This is a genomic window from Sandaracinus amylolyticus (assembly GCF_021631985.1).
GTDB lineage: Bacteria > Myxococcota_A > Polyangia > Polyangiales > Sandaracinaceae > Sandaracinus > Sandaracinus amylolyticus_A.
In genome coordinates, this window is the sequence record NZ_CP070225.1 from 2,055,677 (window position 1) to 2,070,138 (window position 14,462).

Below are 14,462 nucleotides of genomic sequence, written 5' to 3' on the forward strand. Positions count from 1 at the left end.
TCATGAGAGGGCGCGAGCGTCGGGACGCGGTGGTCGCATCGCGGCGTGCGCTTCGCGCCCGCTGCCGCGATGCTTCGATCAGTCGGTGGTCGGAGTCGGCGGACCCGGACTCACGCTCGGAAGCCTTCTCTCGTTCTTCGCGGAACATGCTCGCGCGCGCCCGACGTTGCGCGGCGCCGGACGGGACCGGCGGGGATGGAGGGATCCGAGATGGCGAACGCGACGGAGCAACCTCGTGGGAAGGGCGAGCTGATCGGAAGGCTCGTGTGGGGCGCGGCGCTGGTGGCGTCGGTGTCGGTGGCCGTGCTCGGGCTGCGGCACTGGGTCGACGCGCGCTACCGGCGCGAGGGGATCGTGGTGTCGGGCTCCGCGACCCAGCGCATCACGAGCGATCGCGCGATCTGGTCGGCCTCCGTGCACGCGCGCGGGGCGACGGTCGCCGAGGCCTACGCGATCCTCGAGCGCGACGTGCCGCGGGTGCGGCAGTTCCTGCTCGACAACCACGTCGCCGAGGGCGACGTGCACGTCGATGCCGTCGATACCGACGAGCTCTACGCCTACGACGAGGACGGGAACGTGAGGACCGAGCAGATCGTCGGCTACTCGCTGACCCAGTCGGTGCGCGTGACCTCGAGCGACGTCGAGCTCGTGGGACGGGTCGCGCGCGACGTGACCCAGCTGATCCAGAGCGGCGCGCTCGTGGTGTCGGGCGCGCCCGAGTACATCCACAGCGATCTCGGGGAAATCAAGATCCGGCTCGTCGGTGAGGCGACCGCCGACGCGCGCGCACGCGCGGCGCAGGTCGCGGAGCACAGCGGCGCGACGCTCGGTTCGCTGCTCTCGGCGAACGTCGGCGTGGTGCAGGTGAACGCCGCGAACGAGACCAGCGTGTCGTGGGAGGGCGTCTACGATCGCTCGTCGGTCGAGAAGGACGTGATGGTCGTGGTGCGCACGGTCTTCGAGCTCGAGTGAGGACGCGATCGCACGCGATCCTCGGCGCGATGCTCGGGTCGCTGATCGCGCTCCCGGCGCGCGCGCAGATCGAGGTCGCGAGCACCGCGCTGGCGGGGACGCTCGTGCGCGCGCGCGTCGAGCCGGGCAGCGAGCTCTGGATCGACGGCCGTGCGGTCCGCGTCTCCGCGCGCGGTGAGGTGCTGCTCGGCGCCGCGGTGGATCACCGGCGCCCGCTGCGCATCGAGGCGCGGGGGCTCGATGGACGTCGGGTGACGCGCACGCTCGCGATCCGCGCCCGGCAGGATCCGACCGAGCGCGTGATCGGGGTGCCTCGCGAGCTCGTCTCGTTGCGTGGCGCGCTGCGCTCGGCGCAGGACGCGATCGAGGCGCGGCTGCGCGCGGTGAGGGCGCGCGACGGAGCGATCGCGCACTTCGCGTCGGGGTTCGTCCTGCCCGCGGAGGGTCGGGTCTCGAGCCCGTTCGCGGTGCATCGTGTGCTCGAGGGCGGGACTCGCGATCGTCACTGGGGCGTCGATCTCGCCGCGAGCGAAGGCGCCGTGGTCCGCGCGCCCGCTGCGGGCGTGGTGGTGCTCGACGCGCAGGCGCCGCTCTACGGGCGCATCGTCGTGATCGACCACGGGCACGGGCTGACCTCGAGCTTGCTGCACCTCGCGCGGGTCGACGTCGAGGTCGGCGCGGTGGTGCGGCGCGGCGAGGTGATCGCGCGCGTGGGGCGCACCGGACGCGTGACGGGCGCGCACCTCGACTGGCGCCTCCACCTGCTCGGCGTGGCGCTCGATCCGCTCTCCGCGCTCTAGTCGACGCGCGCGGGGAGCGTGCTCGAGGGCGGGACGAACCCGGGCGGGCGATCCTCGGGACCCGCCGCGGGGAGCGTGCTCGAGGGCGGGACGAACCCCGGCGCCGGCGCATCACCGCCGCGCGCGGGCAGCGTGATCCCGGGCGCGACCGCGCCGGGCTGCAGCGGGACCTCGGGCGACTCCGAGCGCACGGTCGTGGGCGCGGCGTCGGCCTGCAGCTCGAGCACGAGCTCGGTCGACACCGTGCGCGGCGCGGCCTCGATCGGACCGCGCATCGCGCGCGCCTCGAGCAGCCCCGCGATGCACGCGCGCACCGCCTCGGGCGCGCTGCCGCCGACCTCGGCGCGGGTGATCCGCCCCGTCGCCATCACGTACGCCCGCACCGGGATCCGCACCGTGCCCGTCATCGCGCGCGCGGTCTGCACGTCGAAGCACTGCGTCGGGGTCCCGATCGCGCTCCGGAGCTCTGCGCCGAGATCGCGCTCGGGCGCCTCGCCCGGCGTGGTCTCGGTCCGCGTCTCCGTGACCTCGAGCGGACCTGCGCCCCACGCCTGCGGCGTGCGCGTCCGCTCCCGGATCGCCGCGGCCTCGCGATCCGGCATCCGCGGGGCGGGCTCGCTCGGCGCGGTGACGACCGCGCTCTCGCTGGTCACGCCGGCGCCGCGCTGCGGGCCGCGCGTCGCGCTCTCGCCCCCGTCGTCCCCGCCGCCGCACGCGACCAGCGTGCTGCCGAGGACGAGCGCTGCGATCGCGCGTCGCACGACGCCCTCAGCTCTGCGCCGCGTCGGGGGCGCTGCGCGCCTGCGTCTCCGCGCGCGACACCTCGACGACGAGCTCCTTCTCGTGCGAGCTCTGCCCGTTCAGCGCGCTCACCACCGCGTCGACGCGCTCGCGCGGGACGCCGACGAACGTGTGGCGATCGCGGATGCGGATGCGCCCGAGATCGTCCTTGCCGAGGCTCGCGTGGGTCTCGAAGAGCCGGATGATGTCGCCCACCCGCACGCCGTCGCGACGGCCGAGGTTGATGAAGAGCGTGCTCATCGAGGGATCCTCGCCGCTCGCGTCGGGCTGCGAGAGCGGCTCCTCGATGCGGTCGGGCGGTCCTTCGGCGGGCGCCGGTGCCGCGACGAGCTGTGCGACCGAGACCTCCTGCGCGGCGGCCGGCGGAACACGCTCCACCTCGCCGGTGCGCTCGCGCCGGCGGCGACGACGGCGGCCCTCGTCGGCCTCGCCCTCGCTGGTCACGGCGATCTCCACGCCCGGCGTGGTCGCATCGCTCGCCTCGACGACCGGCGCGCTCACCGCGCCACGCGGCGTCCGCGCGCGGCGTGCGGCGGCGGCCTGCTCGTCGACCTCGCCCGGCGCGGTGGCCTTCGATCCGAAGAACGCGCGCAGCAGGCCTCCGACGATGCGCTCGGCGTCGTCGTGCACCAGCAGGCGCCGCGCGATCGCGCGATCGGCCTCGCTCGCCGAGTCGGGGAATGCCTCGCTCAGCATCTCGATCCGATCCAGCTCGGCGCGCGCCTTGAGCTCGCCCGCGCTCGGCAGCGTGCGCTCGATCGGGAAGATCTTGTACGCGAGGCGCACGTAGTAGAGCGCCCCGAGATCCTGCGGCGTGACCAGCGCGATCGCGGTGCCGGTGCGCCCCGCGCGGCCGGTTCGACCGGTACGGTGCACGTACGACTCGATCTGCTCGGGGAAGTCGTAGTTGATGACGTGCGTGAGGTGCGAGATGTCGATGCCGCGCGCCGCGACGTCGGTCGCGACCAGGTAGCGCAGCTCGCCGCGGCGGGTGCGCTCGAGCACCTTCTCGCGCTCGCTCTGGGGCAGATCCCCGTTGAGCCAGTCGGCCTGGAAGCCCGCCTGCTGCAGCTCCGCCGCGACCTGCTCGGTGGTCGCCTTCGTGTTGCAGAAGATGATCGCGCTCTCGGGATCCTCGACCTCGAGGATGCGCATCAGATCGCGGCTCTTCCCGAGCCCCGAGAGCAGGTAGACGTAGTGCGAGATCGTGAGCGCGCCGACCGCGTCGCTCGAGAGCGTGATCGGCACCGGATCCTTCAGGAACCGCTGCGCGAGCCGCTGGACCGCCTCGTCGAGCGTCGCCGAGAAGAGCATCGTCTGGCGCGACTTCGGGAGCAGATCGACGATCGCGTTGAGCTCCTTCGCGAAGCCCATCGAGAGCATCTCGTCCGCCTCGTCGAGCACGAGGATGCGCAGATCCTCGCCCCGCAGCGTCCCGCGGCGCAGGTGATCGAGGACGCGTCCCGGGGTGCCCGAGACGATCTGCGCGCCTTCCTCGATCTCGCGGACCTGACGCTCCATCGGCGCGCCGCCGTAGACCGCGACCACGCGGATGCCCTTGTGCTTGCCGAGCTTCTCGATCTCACGCGCGCTCTGCAGCGCGAGCTCGCGCGTCGGCGCGAGGATGAGCGCCTGCTGTCCGCCGTCGGGGCGCACCCGGCGATCGACCATCGGGAGCCCGAACGCGGCGGTCTTCCCGGTGCCGGTGCGCGCCTGGACGATCAGATCGGATCCGGCGATCGCGGGCTCGAAGACCGCGTGCTGCACGGGCGTGGGCGAGGTGAAGCCCATCTCGTCGACGGCCTTGCGGACCTCGGGCGTGAGATCGAGCGCGTCGAAGGTGGGAGGCGTGGGCTGGCTCGAAGCTTCGGTCATCAGTGTCACGCAGGCGAGGCTCAAGGGCGCGCGTCCTCGTCGAGCGCGCGCCGGGTGTCTTCGTCGAGCGAGGCCACGTCGGCCTCGTAACGCAGGAGATGCTCCTCGACGCGATACCGCAGGCGAGCGAGGAGGGCATAGGAGGGAAGGGCGCCGCACGACGCCGCGAGCGCACGATAACGCTCGTCCCAGGGTTCGAGGAAGAGGCGGACCGGCTCGGCGGCCGGCTCGCGGACGCGGGCTCCCGCCTCGGAGAGCAGATCCGTGCGGAGCGCGTCGAGCTCGGTCGGGCAGTGCGCGTCCGCGTCGGGCGCGATTCCGAGCGCCTCGGCCGGCCAGAAGATCTGGGGGACCACCGAGATGACCCCCGCGCCGATCACGTAGAGCACGAGCACCACGTAGAGCGCGGTGGCGATCCGGCGCCCGATACGGCTCGGATCGCGCGATCTCGCGGAGCGAGACGCAGGCGCAGTCGACGGGGTAGTGGGCTCCGGAGGGCTCGGCACGATCCTGGGCGAAGTTCGCGGCGATCAGTCGCGAACCAGCAGAATTTCCCGGCAGTCGTAGCTCAGAGCCATCCGTGAAACAACGCCGGACGGGCGAGCAGGTCAGAGCGGGTAGCGTCGTCCGAAGACGTCCAGCCCGCTCGCGCCCGGGGCCTGGTAGACCACCCACCACGCTTGATCCGCGCCGGCGCCGATCACGGCGACCGAAGGACGCGCGCCGGTCGCGGCGACCTCGAAGTCCCCCAGCGTCGGGGGCTGCTCGCGGTTCAGCGAGGGATCGCCCGACGACGAGAGCACCGCCGCGCGGACGGCGTTGCCGCTGCGGAACGCGACCAGGAAACGATCGCTCGCCGCCGCGACCGCGGGCTCGAGCTGATCGCCGGCCACGGTGTGATTGACCGTGAACGGGGCATCCGCGGCGACGCCCGCGTCGGAGAAGATCCGGGCGCGGATGCCGCTGCCCATGCCGTCGCCGTTCGACTCGGCCCACGCGACGAGGAACGTGCCGTCGGCGAGCGCGGCGACCGCGGGCGTGGTGCGCATGCCCGCGGCGTCGGCGACGGGCTGTGCGGTCGAATCCACCGGCGCGCCGTCGGTGCCGAAGCGCTGCAGGTAGATCTGGTTGAGCGCCGCGAACGCGACGACGAAGCCGCTCGAGGTGGCGGCGATCGCGGGCGTGGTTCCGCCCGCCTGGCCGGCGCCGACCTCGAACGCATCGGCGCCGCTGGGCGTCGTGCTGCCCATCGCGAACGCGCGGCCCGAGAGGCCCGTCGCCGAGGTCGCGTCCTGGAACACGACCATCGCGGCGCCGCCCGAGTGGTACGCGATCACCGGCGCGTTCTGGACACCGGCGAGATCGGCGCGCAGCTCCGGCGTGGCCTGCTGCATCAGCGACGGGCTGTAGAACGCGACGCGCACGTTCGGGTTGCCGGCGGGCAGGTCGACCAGCGAGAGCGCGAAGCGGCCGTCGGGCGTGACCGCGACGCCGCCGACGTTCTGCGAGCTCGGGAGGACCACTTCGGTGTCGACTGCGAGCCCGCCGGTGAGCGGGCGTCCATTGGGATCGAAGCTGCGGAAGCGAACGTTGATCCCGGTTCCGCTGTCGCCTTCCCACGCGACGACGACGCGCTGTCCGCTGCGTGCGGCGACGCGCGGCGAGGTCTGATCCGCGTCGGTCGTGGTGTTGAGCGTCTCGGCGACGGTGCGGCACTCGGTGCACGCGGGCGCGCCGGTCTCGCACTGCTCGTCGGGGCTGAGGATCCCGTCGCCGCACTCGCCCATGCCGACGATCGGCGCGAGCACGACGGTGACGCCGACGGTCTCGCCGTCCGCGACGCTCGAGGTCGCGCAGCCGGTCGCGATGAAGACGTTCGTGCGGCCGCTGACCGGGTCCGTGCCCTTGCCGCGCGCGAGCACGACGTAGTCGCCGGGCGGCAGCTCGACCGAGTAGCTCGCGAGATCGTCGCGGGTGAGGGTCACGTCGACGACCGCGTCGGCGAAGACCTCCTGCACGTCGGGCGGATCGGGATCCACGGTGCCGCTCGCGGGCGTGCACGTGAACGCGTCGGCGGGGAGCACGTAGAGGCGCAGTGCATTGCCCGCGCCGTAGACGTCGTCGACCAGCCCGAGCGGGTCGCGCAGGGCCACACCGCGACCCGGAGCGGTCTCGGCGGTGCAGGCGGTGAGCGCGACGAGCGCGAGGCAGACGAAGCAGAGCCTCATGGGCGCGGATGGTACACCAGCCGGGAAGGCGTCACGCATCGCGGAGCACGTCGAGCTCGGCGATCGCACGGCTCGCGCCGTCGATCGCGCGCGCGGTCGCGTCGATCGCGCCGAGGATCGCGGCCGGGGCGTCCGCGAGGCACGCGAGCGCGGTGTGGTGGCCGATCACGAGGCGCAGCGCGCGCGGGGGCACGCCCTCGATCCAGCGCGCGCCGCCGCGCTCGATCACGCCTTCGTCCTCGCGGGCCCGCACGCGACCGGGGCGGGCCTCGTGGATCGTGATCGCGAGCGGTGCGGCGGGCTCGATCAGCGCGCGCGCGATCGCCTCGCCGTGACCGGCGATTCGCTGGAGCTCGGCGGCATCGCGGGGCGCGGGGATGCGCGGGTAGTCGGTGCGCAGCGCCTCGTCGCAGGTCTCGCGATAGGGCTCGGAGGCCATCCACGCGAGCGCCCACATCGCGAAGGTGCGCGCGTCGAGCACGGCGCCGATCGTGTCCTCGGTGCGGCGGGCGAGATCGACGTCGAGGTTCGGCGCGCCCTCGGGATCGCAGAGCGGGAACGCGCGCGCTCGGCACGAGGAGCGCGTCGAGAGCCAGCAGTTGTCGGGCAGCACGCGCGCCGCGCCGAAGCACGCCCAGGCGAGCTGTCCGCGATCCTTGCGCGCGCTCACCAGCGCGAGGCCGGACGTGTCGATCGCGCGCGCGAGCTCGGGCCGCGGGCGATGGCAGAGCGCGGGATGCACCAGCGCGACGCGCTCGTCGAAGGGACGGTACGCGATGCGCCGCACGTGGGCGTCGGGATCGCGCAGCAGATCGCGGGCGACGATGCGGGCGCGGTCGGGATCCCAGTGCGGGGTGGCGCGCCTCGGGGCGCCGCGCGCGAACGCGTCGATCGACGCGAAGAGCGCCTCGCGATCGCGCGCGATCACGAGATCGTCGCGGTTCGTCTGCAGGCCCTCGCGGTGGAACGGCATCCATGCGTCGAGCCCCGGCCAGCTGCGATAGATCGCGGGGGCGCGGCGTCCGCGCGCGAGGCGCCACGGGCCCGCGACGTCGTGCGCCTCCCAGCGCAAGGCGCCTCGCGAGAGCGTGTCGAGCTTGGCGTCGCGCGTGCCCTCGATGCGCGCGATGCGCAGCGTGGTCGCGCCGCGTCGCTGGGGCGCGCGCACGCCGATCGTGATCGCGACCGAGGGCCGCACCCCGAACACGTTGTCGTCCGCGCCGCGACCGCGCGCGATCAGGCTCGAGCCACCCAGATCGATCACGTCGATGCGATCGAGCCAGCGTCCGAGCGCGGCGCGCATCGCGCGGTGGACCGGCCCGTCGAGGAACGACGCGTTGGTCACCATCGCGATCACGCCGCCGCGTCGCGCCCGCCGCACCAGCTCCGCGCTCCACCGCACGAAGCGCACGTAGTCGTCGGAGAGCACGCCGATCTTGCGCTCGGCGAGGGCGACCCCGGCCTCGTCGCGCCGGAAGTCGTCGAGCAGCGTCTCCGTGAAGCGCGCGTCGCGGTTGGCGCTGCGCGCGGCCCACGGTGGGTTGCCGATCACGACGCGCACGACGTCGTCGTCCTCGAGCTCGCGCACCGGCGCGAGGGAGGCGAGCGCGTCCCCGCACGCGAGGCGCAGCGGCCATCCGAGCTCGCGCGCCGTCGCTCCGACGATCGCGTCGGCGCGCGCGATCGCGTCGCGATCCACGTCGAGCCCCACGCACGCGCGAGGTCGGCCGTCGTGCGACGTGCCGTGCTCGATCAGCGCCGCGAGGAACACGCCGGGTCCGGTCGCGGGATCGACGAGCACCACGTCGTCGCTCGCGATCCCGTCGCGCCGGTCGAGGTGCTCGCGCAGCGCGAGATCCGCAGCGTGCGCGATGAACCGCGCGATCGCCGCGGGCGTGTGCACCACTCCGCGCGCTCGTGCCGTCTCGCGATCGAGCGCCGCATCGCGCTCTCTCGCGCTGGCCTCGACGCGCTCGACGAGTCGCAACTGGCCGCGCTCGCGCCCACCGTGCAAAGCTCCGCACCGTGGAGCATCTGCGGGAGGACGTCGAGGAGATCCTGTTTCGTCTCGCCGAGCGCGCCGAGCACGAGCCCGTGCTGCGCGCGCGCATCGTGCGCGGCGTGCGGATCGCGATGCGCCTCGCGATCGCGGAGCAGAAGACGCTCGGTCGGGATCGCGTGCTGCGCGAGCTCAGCGCGACCGCGAACCGCTGGGCCCGCTGGCGCGCTCCACGCCTCGCGCGCGCCCTCGCGATCGACGTGCAGGACATGGGCGATCTCGGTCGCATCCAGGACTGGGAGGATCGCGTCACGTGCGTCACCGGGCACTGGGTGGTGCGCGAGCGCGACGTCGCGGAGAAGCACGAGACCGCGTGCCCGTTCGCGGATCTCGCGACGCACGAGCCGCGCATCTGCACCGAGCTCGTGCACTCGCTCGAGACCGAGACGTTCCGCGCGCTGAATCCGCGCTACCGCCTGGTGCCGCTGACGCGCCTGCTCTCGAAGGGCGATCGCGCCTGCGTGTTCCGCCACGAGCTGCGGGCGGAAGTCCACGACGTTTCGGCTTCGTCGCAGACGTCCTGAACGCGCGGCGAGCATTCGGCGCTCGCCGATCGCGGTCCTTGCGTGCGCCGGACAGGACGGGCATTCCTTGCGCCGCCATGAGCTCGGGGGACGGCGAAGGCAGAGATCCACGTTCGCGCGCGATCACGCCGGCGGCGGTGCGCGAGGACGACGACGACGCCGACGAGAGCGTCGTCGAGCGACGGACGATCGGTCGGGTGAGCCTCGAGCCGCCGCGGCTGCCGCTCGATCTCGCGGTCGACGACGAGCTCGATCCGGTGCTCGACGCGCTGCGGCCCGACCTCGGCCCGCCCGATCTCGGCGTGCCCGATCTCGATCCACCGCCCGCGACGACACGCAGCACGCTCCGCACGACGACGGTGCGGGTCGAGACCGCGATCGCGCCCGAGCGTGCGAGCGCGCCGACCCCGCGTCGTCGCGACGATCCCACGACCGGCATCGTGCGCGCCGCGCGTCCTTCGAGCCCACCGCCGGTGGTGCACGACGACGCGCCCGATCGGCTCGCCCAGCTCGCGTCGGAGATCGCGCGCTCGGGCCCCGATCACCTCGCCGCGCTCGGCCCTCGTGCGCTGCGCGAAGGGCTCCCGCTGCTGCCGCGCCTCGCCCGCGAATTCCCGGGCCTGCTGTGGCTCGATCTCGCGCACCTTCGACCGCGCACCCGCGCCGATCAGATCTCGGCGGCGTGCGCGGTGCTCGCCGGGTTCGGCACCGCGTCGGGGCCCCACCTCGCGGCGCTGCTCGCGCCGGGCCACGCGTGGCACGTGCGGCTGTGCGCGGCGCGCGTCGCGGCCCAGGCGCCCGGCGCCGAGCTGGTCGAGCCGCTGGTGCGCGCGCTCTCCGACGACGACGCGACGATCGCCGACTTCGCGGCGCTCGCGCTGTGCTCGCACCAGGGCCAGCCGGCGCTCGCGACGATGCTCGGTCGGCTGCGGGTCGCGCTGGTGGATCGCAGCGCGCCGCCGTTCTGGCGGCGCACCGCCGCGCGCACCTTCGGCCGAATGCGCGAAGCGGCGAGTGTGCCGCTGCTGATCGAGGCGCTCGCCGATGCCGAGCCGATCGCGACCGCGGCGCGCGATGCGCTGCGTATCCTGACGGCGCGCGATCACGGCGCGTATCGCCTCCCGTGGCGGTTCTGGTGGCGCGGCCAGCGCACGCGGACCCGCGCGGAGTGGCTGCTCGAAGCGCTCGATCAGGACTCGCCTGCGCTGCGCTCGCGTGCGTTCCACGAGCTCGTGCTGCTCACCGGCGAGGATCTCGGGCGGCGTCACGCGACGGTCGCGCGCGAGGACGCGCCGGCGCTGCGCGCGTCGTTCGAGCCCTTGCTGGCGGCGACCCGACGCGCGCGCGGATGAAGTTCCCGCGCGCGGCGTAAGATCGCCGCGTGGCTCGTACGCCCCCCGAGCGCCGCGCGCGGATCGACGACCGTCTCACCGACCCTCCCGAGCCGAGCGGCGGCCGGCGTCTCGCGATCGGATGTGGCGTGGCGCTGGTCGCGATCGCGCTGCTCGCGGGCGGGCTCGGGCTGGTGGCGGGCGCGTGGACGCGCTTCGCGCAGCCTGCGCTCGACACGTCGGACGACGCACCGATCCCCGCGGATCCCGGGGTGAGCGCGCCGAGTGATCCCGCCGTTCCGCGCCCTTCCGGCGATCCGCTCGCCGAGATGCGCCGCCGCTACGTGCCGAGCCCGCACGTTCGCGTCGAGGGGATGATCCCCTCCGATCGTGCGCTCGGCCGCACGCCGCTGCCGCAGCCGTGGCAGTCGGGGCGCAGCGCGGACACCCCGTGGACCGTGCACGGCGCGCTCTATCAGCCCGGTCCTCCGCCCGGCGCGTCGGGACAGCCCGCGCCGCGCATCGGGCACGACGTCGGCGAGCAGCCCGATCGTCCGCTCACGATCCTCGCGGGCGTGCCCGCCGAAGCGCGGGTGCGCGCCGCGGACGCGAGCGGCGGGCCCGGCGTGACCTCGTACGCGATTGCGTTCGACGGGTACCGCGGTCATTTCGTCCTGCCCGCGACGGTGCCGACCGAGCTCGGCGTGGTCTCGGCGAGCGGCTCCGACGGCGCGACGGTGCGCTTCACGATCGGCGCGCCGATCCGACAGGACGGGACGCTCGCCTCGTCGGGCCAGCCCTTCCGGGTGATCGCGCGCATCGCCGCGATCGACGATCAGGGCCGCATGTCGCCGTGGATCACGCGAGAGCTCTCGGTGTTGCCGGTCGGCACCGGCGACGTGGAGGTCGCGCTCACGATGAGCGAAGCGACCGATCTCGATCTCTACGTCACCGATCCCACCGGCAACACCGTGTACTTCGGGAACACGACGGGCGTGAGCGGCGGGCACCTCGATCTCGATGCGAACGCGGCCTGCAGCGGGAACCTCGGCGTCGACAACGAGCACGTCTACTGGCCGACCGGTCGCGCGCCGCGCGGCACGTACTCGGTGCGCGTCGCGCACTACGAGAGCTGCATCCAGGGCCGTCCCGTCGACTACCGCATCACGGTGCGCAACTGCGGCGAGACCGTCGTGCTCTCGGGTCGCTTCGCGGGCGGCGCGCGCCCCGAGCAGTGTCTCTCGAACGGGCAGGATCCGAGCTGGTGCCAGGACGTCGTCAGCTTCGTCGTGCCGCCCTGCGCCCCGCCGAACGGGCCGTGATCATCGGGCGCGCCGCGCGCCGATGGCGATCAGCGTGATCGCGCCGAGCTCGAGCAGCGCGGGCCACGCGCTCTCGAGCCACGTCCAGCCGAGCACGCGCACGAGGTGGCTGAAGAGCGCGACGCGCACCACGACGAACGCCGCGAGCAGCGCCCATCCGACGAGCATCGTCGCGAGCGCGCGCACGTGCCGGCGCAGCGTGATCGCGAGCAGCACCAGCACGACGACGAGCACCGCGCCGACGAGCACCGGGAAGATCACGTGGAGACGATCGCGCTGCTCGTAGAGGCCGAGCGTGAACGTCGCGCTGCGTCCCGCGCGGAACACCAGCGTCTGGAGATCGAGCTGCTTGTTCACCGCGAGCGCCGCGAGCGCGAGCCCGCTCAGCACCACGAAGCGCCGCGCCCCGACCTCGCGCACCCCACGCGCCGCGTGCAGCGTGACGCCCGCACCGATCGCGTAGGCCAGGGTGATCGCCCAGCCGAGGGGCGTGTCGTCGCCGAGCCAGCTCATGGGCGCGCGGCGCCGAGCATGGTCGCGGAGCGCGCGCCGCGCTACGAAGGGGCCCGCATGGACGAACTGTTCGGCGGTCGATGGGCGCTGATCACCGGCGCGAGCTCGGGCCTCGGCGAGGAGCTCGCGCGGCAGCTCGCGGAGCGCGGATGCAACGTCGTGCTCACCGCGCGCTCGCGCGAGAAGCTCGCCGCGCTCGCCGCGCAGCTCGGTGCGGCGCACGGCATCCAGGCCCGCGTGATCGCCGCCGATCTCGCCGACGAGACCGGGCTCGCCACGCTGCTGCGCGAGATCGACGCGCTCGGGGTCGCGATCGATCACGTCGTCGCGAACGCCGGGTTCGGCACGTGGGGCGCGTTCGCCGAGCAGACCACGCGCTCGCAGACCGAGATGGTGCGGCTCAACTGCGAAGCGGTCGTCGGCGTGGTGCACCACCTCGTGCCCGGCATGGTCGCGCGGCGTCGCGGCGGCGTGCTGATGGTCGCGTCGACCGCGGCGTTCCAGCCCACGCCGATGTTCGCGGTGTACGGCGCGACGAAGGCGTTCGTGCGCAACTTCGGCGAGGCGCTCGCGGAGGAGCTGCGCGGGACGGGCGTGCGCGTGAGCGTGCTCTGTCCGGGCCCGGTGCCCACGGGGTTCCAGACGCGCGCGCAGATCGAGATCCCCCCCGCGCAGCGCGCCGCGGTGCTGACCCCGCAGGAGACCGTCGAGCGCGCGCTCGCGGGCTACGCGGCGGGGCGCGTCGTGGTGGTGCCGGGCGCGGTGAATCGCGCCGGTGCGGTGCTCGCGAGCGTGATCCCGAACCGCGTCGTGGTGCCGCTGGTGCGCCAGATGATGAAGACGCGCCGCACGAGCGAAGGCTCGTGATCGCGCGCTCGCTCGCGCTCGTGCTCGCAGCGGCGGCATGCGTCGGATGCGGCGCGTGGGACGCCGAGGCGCGTGCCCGCGATCGTGCGCGCGACTGGATCGACTGCGAGGACGTCGAGCTGGCGCAGCGCGCCGAGAGCGCGTGGCGCGCGAGCGGATGCGGTCGTCACGTCGACGTCGCGTGCACCACGTCGGACAACGAGCCCGAGTGCATCCGCGTGCGCTTCGCGGACGCGTCGGGTGTCGAGACCACCGCGCCGGTCGAAACGACCGGCGGCGAGAGCGCGCCGAGCACCGACGACACCGCGACGAGCGCGGTGCGCGCATCGCTCGACGAGCGCCGCGAGGACGTGCTCGCGTGCGCGTCGAGCGAGCGCGTCGTGGTGCGCGTCGAGTGGGACGCGACGGGCGCGATCACGCTCGGCCTCGGCGGTGATCTCGGAGGCTCCGCCGAAGAAGGCTGCGTGCGCGCCGCGCTCGCCGATCTGCGCGCGCCGAGCGGCGCACCGGGCTCGCTGCTCCACCTCGTGCGGCGCTGATCAGCTCCGTTTCCGCTCGTCCTTCGAGATGGGCATCGCCGGCAGCGTACCGCACGGCTACGCAGTTTCTTGCGGTATGCGCGCGGGTTTGGTGCGATCGTCGACACATGGGGGACGACGACGAGATGGCCGTCTTCGTCGTGACCGAAGCCCGCGACGCGGTCGCGGGTGAGCCGGCGCGCGAGGACGTGTGGTGCGTGCGAGGCTCGTCTCGCGCGTTGATCGCGGAGGAGCTCGCGGTCGGCGCGGGACGGGTCGGTGAGCTCGCGGTGACGCACGGGTTCGGCGTCGACGTCTGGGACGTCGGCGATCGACTGCTCGCGCGCGTCGCCGAGGGCTGGCGCGCGAACGACACCGACGAGGGCTCGCGCCGCGAGCGCTTCTTCGTCAGCGAGGATCGCGGGGTCGCGTGGGCCGAAGTGGGCTCGGCCGACGCGCGCGATCTCGAGCACCGGCGCACCGAGGAACGCCTCGTCGCCCGGCTCGATCGCTGGCCCGCGAGCTGGTGTTAGCAGCCGGAGTGCTCGCCTGCGCAGGTCCCGCACGGGAGCGTGCGAAGCACGCGGACGGGAGGGACCTGAGCGGGCGAGCCGAGTTTGGACGCCAGCCGGAGTGCTCGCCTGCGCAGGAC

General features: G+C 73.9%; 14 protein-coding genes. 8 read left to right on the forward strand and 6 right to left on the reverse strand.

Features of this window, described 5'->3' with window-relative positions; translation table 11 throughout:
• The first annotated feature begins 210 nt into the window (after positions 1–210).
• On the forward strand, positions 211–972 hold the full coding sequence (locus I5071_RS08340) for an SIMPL domain-containing protein (protein ID WP_236604879.1): 762 nt from the start codon (positions 211–213) through the stop codon (positions 970–972).
• The gene (locus tag I5071_RS08345; protein ID WP_236604880.1) at positions 969–1,772 is read left to right on the forward strand and encodes a M23 family metallopeptidase; all 804 of its coding nucleotides are present in this window, start codon (positions 969–971) and stop codon (positions 1,770–1,772) included. The genes I5071_RS08340 and I5071_RS08345 overlap by 4 nt, the downstream gene beginning before the upstream one ends.
• Here the strand turns inward: I5071_RS08345 and I5071_RS08350 are convergent.
• The 5 genes from I5071_RS08350 to I5071_RS08370 all read right to left on the reverse strand — a co-directional run bounded on the left by I5071_RS08350 (position 1,769) and on the right by I5071_RS08370 (position 8,663).
• The gene (locus tag I5071_RS08350) at positions 1,769–2,533 is read right to left on the reverse strand and encodes a hypothetical protein (RefSeq protein ID WP_236604881.1); all 765 of its coding nucleotides are present in this window, start codon (positions 2,531–2,533) and stop codon (positions 1,769–1,771) included. The two genes, I5071_RS08345 and I5071_RS08350, sit on opposite strands and share 4 nt — an antisense overlap.
• Positions 2,534–2,540: 7 nt before the next feature.
• On the reverse strand, positions 2,541–4,448 hold the full coding sequence (locus I5071_RS08355) for a DEAD/DEAH box helicase (RefSeq protein ID WP_236604882.1): 1,908 nt from the start codon (positions 4,446–4,448) through the stop codon (positions 2,541–2,543).
• A 20-nt stretch (positions 4,449–4,468) separates the two neighbouring features.
• The gene (locus I5071_RS08360; RefSeq protein ID WP_236604883.1) at positions 4,469–4,837 is read right to left on the reverse strand and encodes a hypothetical protein; all 369 of its coding nucleotides are present in this window, start codon (positions 4,835–4,837) and stop codon (positions 4,469–4,471) included.
• 219 nt (positions 4,838–5,056) lie between these two features.
• Positions 5,057–6,676, reverse strand: coding sequence for a hypothetical protein (locus I5071_RS08365; RefSeq protein ID WP_236604884.1), 1,620 nt, complete (start codon positions 6,674–6,676; stop codon positions 5,057–5,059).
• A gap of 31 nt (positions 6,677–6,707) precedes the next feature.
• On the reverse strand, positions 6,708–8,663 hold the full coding sequence (locus tag I5071_RS08370; RefSeq protein WP_236604885.1) for a type ISP restriction/modification enzyme: 1,956 nt from the start codon (positions 8,661–8,663) through the stop codon (positions 6,708–6,710).
• Positions 8,664–8,701: 38 nt separating this feature from the next.
• Here I5071_RS08370 and I5071_RS08375 point away from each other — a divergent pair, with 38 nt between their 5' ends.
• The 3 genes from I5071_RS08375 (at position 8,702) to I5071_RS08385 (ending at position 11,912) form a co-directional block, all read left to right on the forward strand.
• Entirely contained in the window at positions 8,702–9,259 is a 558-nt protein-coding gene (locus I5071_RS08375) for a hypothetical protein (RefSeq protein WP_236604886.1), read from the forward strand.
• 77 nt (positions 9,260–9,336) lie between these two features.
• Positions 9,337–10,611: a hypothetical protein gene (locus I5071_RS08380; RefSeq protein WP_236604887.1), complete on the forward strand. Its 1,275-nt coding sequence runs from the start codon at positions 9,337–9,339 to the stop codon at positions 10,609–10,611.
• 29 nt (positions 10,612–10,640) lie between these two features.
• Positions 10,641–11,912, forward strand: a complete 1,272-nt coding sequence (locus tag I5071_RS08385; protein ID WP_236604888.1) for a hypothetical protein — start codon at positions 10,641–10,643, stop codon at positions 11,910–11,912.
• Here I5071_RS08385 and I5071_RS08390 read toward each other — a convergent pair whose 3' ends face one another.
• Complete coding sequence (locus tag I5071_RS08390; protein WP_236604889.1) at positions 11,913–12,425, reverse strand: hypothetical protein; 513 nt, start codon at positions 12,423–12,425, stop codon at positions 11,913–11,915. It lies immediately after the preceding gene.
• Positions 12,426–12,482: 57 nt separating this feature from the next.
• Between I5071_RS08390 and I5071_RS08395 the strand changes: the two genes are divergently transcribed.
• The 3 genes from I5071_RS08395 (at position 12,483) to I5071_RS08405 (ending at position 14,343) form a co-directional block, all read left to right on the forward strand.
• The gene (locus I5071_RS08395; RefSeq protein WP_236604890.1) at positions 12,483–13,292 is read left to right on the forward strand and encodes an SDR family NAD(P)-dependent oxidoreductase; all 810 of its coding nucleotides are present in this window, start codon (positions 12,483–12,485) and stop codon (positions 13,290–13,292) included.
• On the forward strand, positions 13,289–13,831 hold the full coding sequence (locus tag I5071_RS08400; protein WP_236604891.1) for a hypothetical protein: 543 nt from the start codon (positions 13,289–13,291) through the stop codon (positions 13,829–13,831). Before I5071_RS08395 ends, I5071_RS08400 begins: the two co-directional genes overlap by 4 nt.
• Positions 13,832–13,938: 107 nt before the next feature.
• Entirely contained in the window at positions 13,939–14,343 is a 405-nt protein-coding gene (locus I5071_RS08405) for a hypothetical protein (RefSeq protein WP_236604892.1), read from the forward strand.
• Positions 14,344–14,462: the final 119 nt, after the last annotated feature.

What these genes read in the sequence shown, in the direction of transcription:
- I5071_RS08395 (WP_236604890.1), top strand. Translation starts at nt 12,483, where the DNA reads ATGGACGAACTGTTCGGCGGTCGATGGGCGCTGATCACCGGCGCGAGC.
- I5071_RS08340 (WP_236604879.1), top strand. Translation starts at nt 211, where the DNA reads ATGGCGAACGCGACGGAGCAACCTCGTGGGAAGGGCGAGCTGATCGGA.
- I5071_RS08405 (WP_236604892.1), top strand. Translation starts at nt 13,939, where the DNA reads ATGGGGGACGACGACGAGATGGCCGTCTTCGTCGTGACCGAAGCCCGC.
- I5071_RS08355 (WP_236604882.1), bottom strand. Translation starts at nt 4,448, where the DNA reads ATGACCGAAGCTTCGAGCCAGCCCACGCCTCCCACCTTCGACGCGCTC.
- I5071_RS08390 (WP_236604889.1), bottom strand. Translation starts at nt 12,425, where the DNA reads ATGAGCTGGCTCGGCGACGACACGCCCCTCGGCTGGGCGATCACCCTG.
- I5071_RS08380 (WP_236604887.1), top strand. Translation starts at nt 9,337, where the DNA reads ATGAGCTCGGGGGACGGCGAAGGCAGAGATCCACGTTCGCGCGCGATC.
- I5071_RS08365 (WP_236604884.1), bottom strand. Translation starts at nt 6,676, where the DNA reads ATGAGGCTCTGCTTCGTCTGCCTCGCGCTCGTCGCGCTCACCGCCTGC.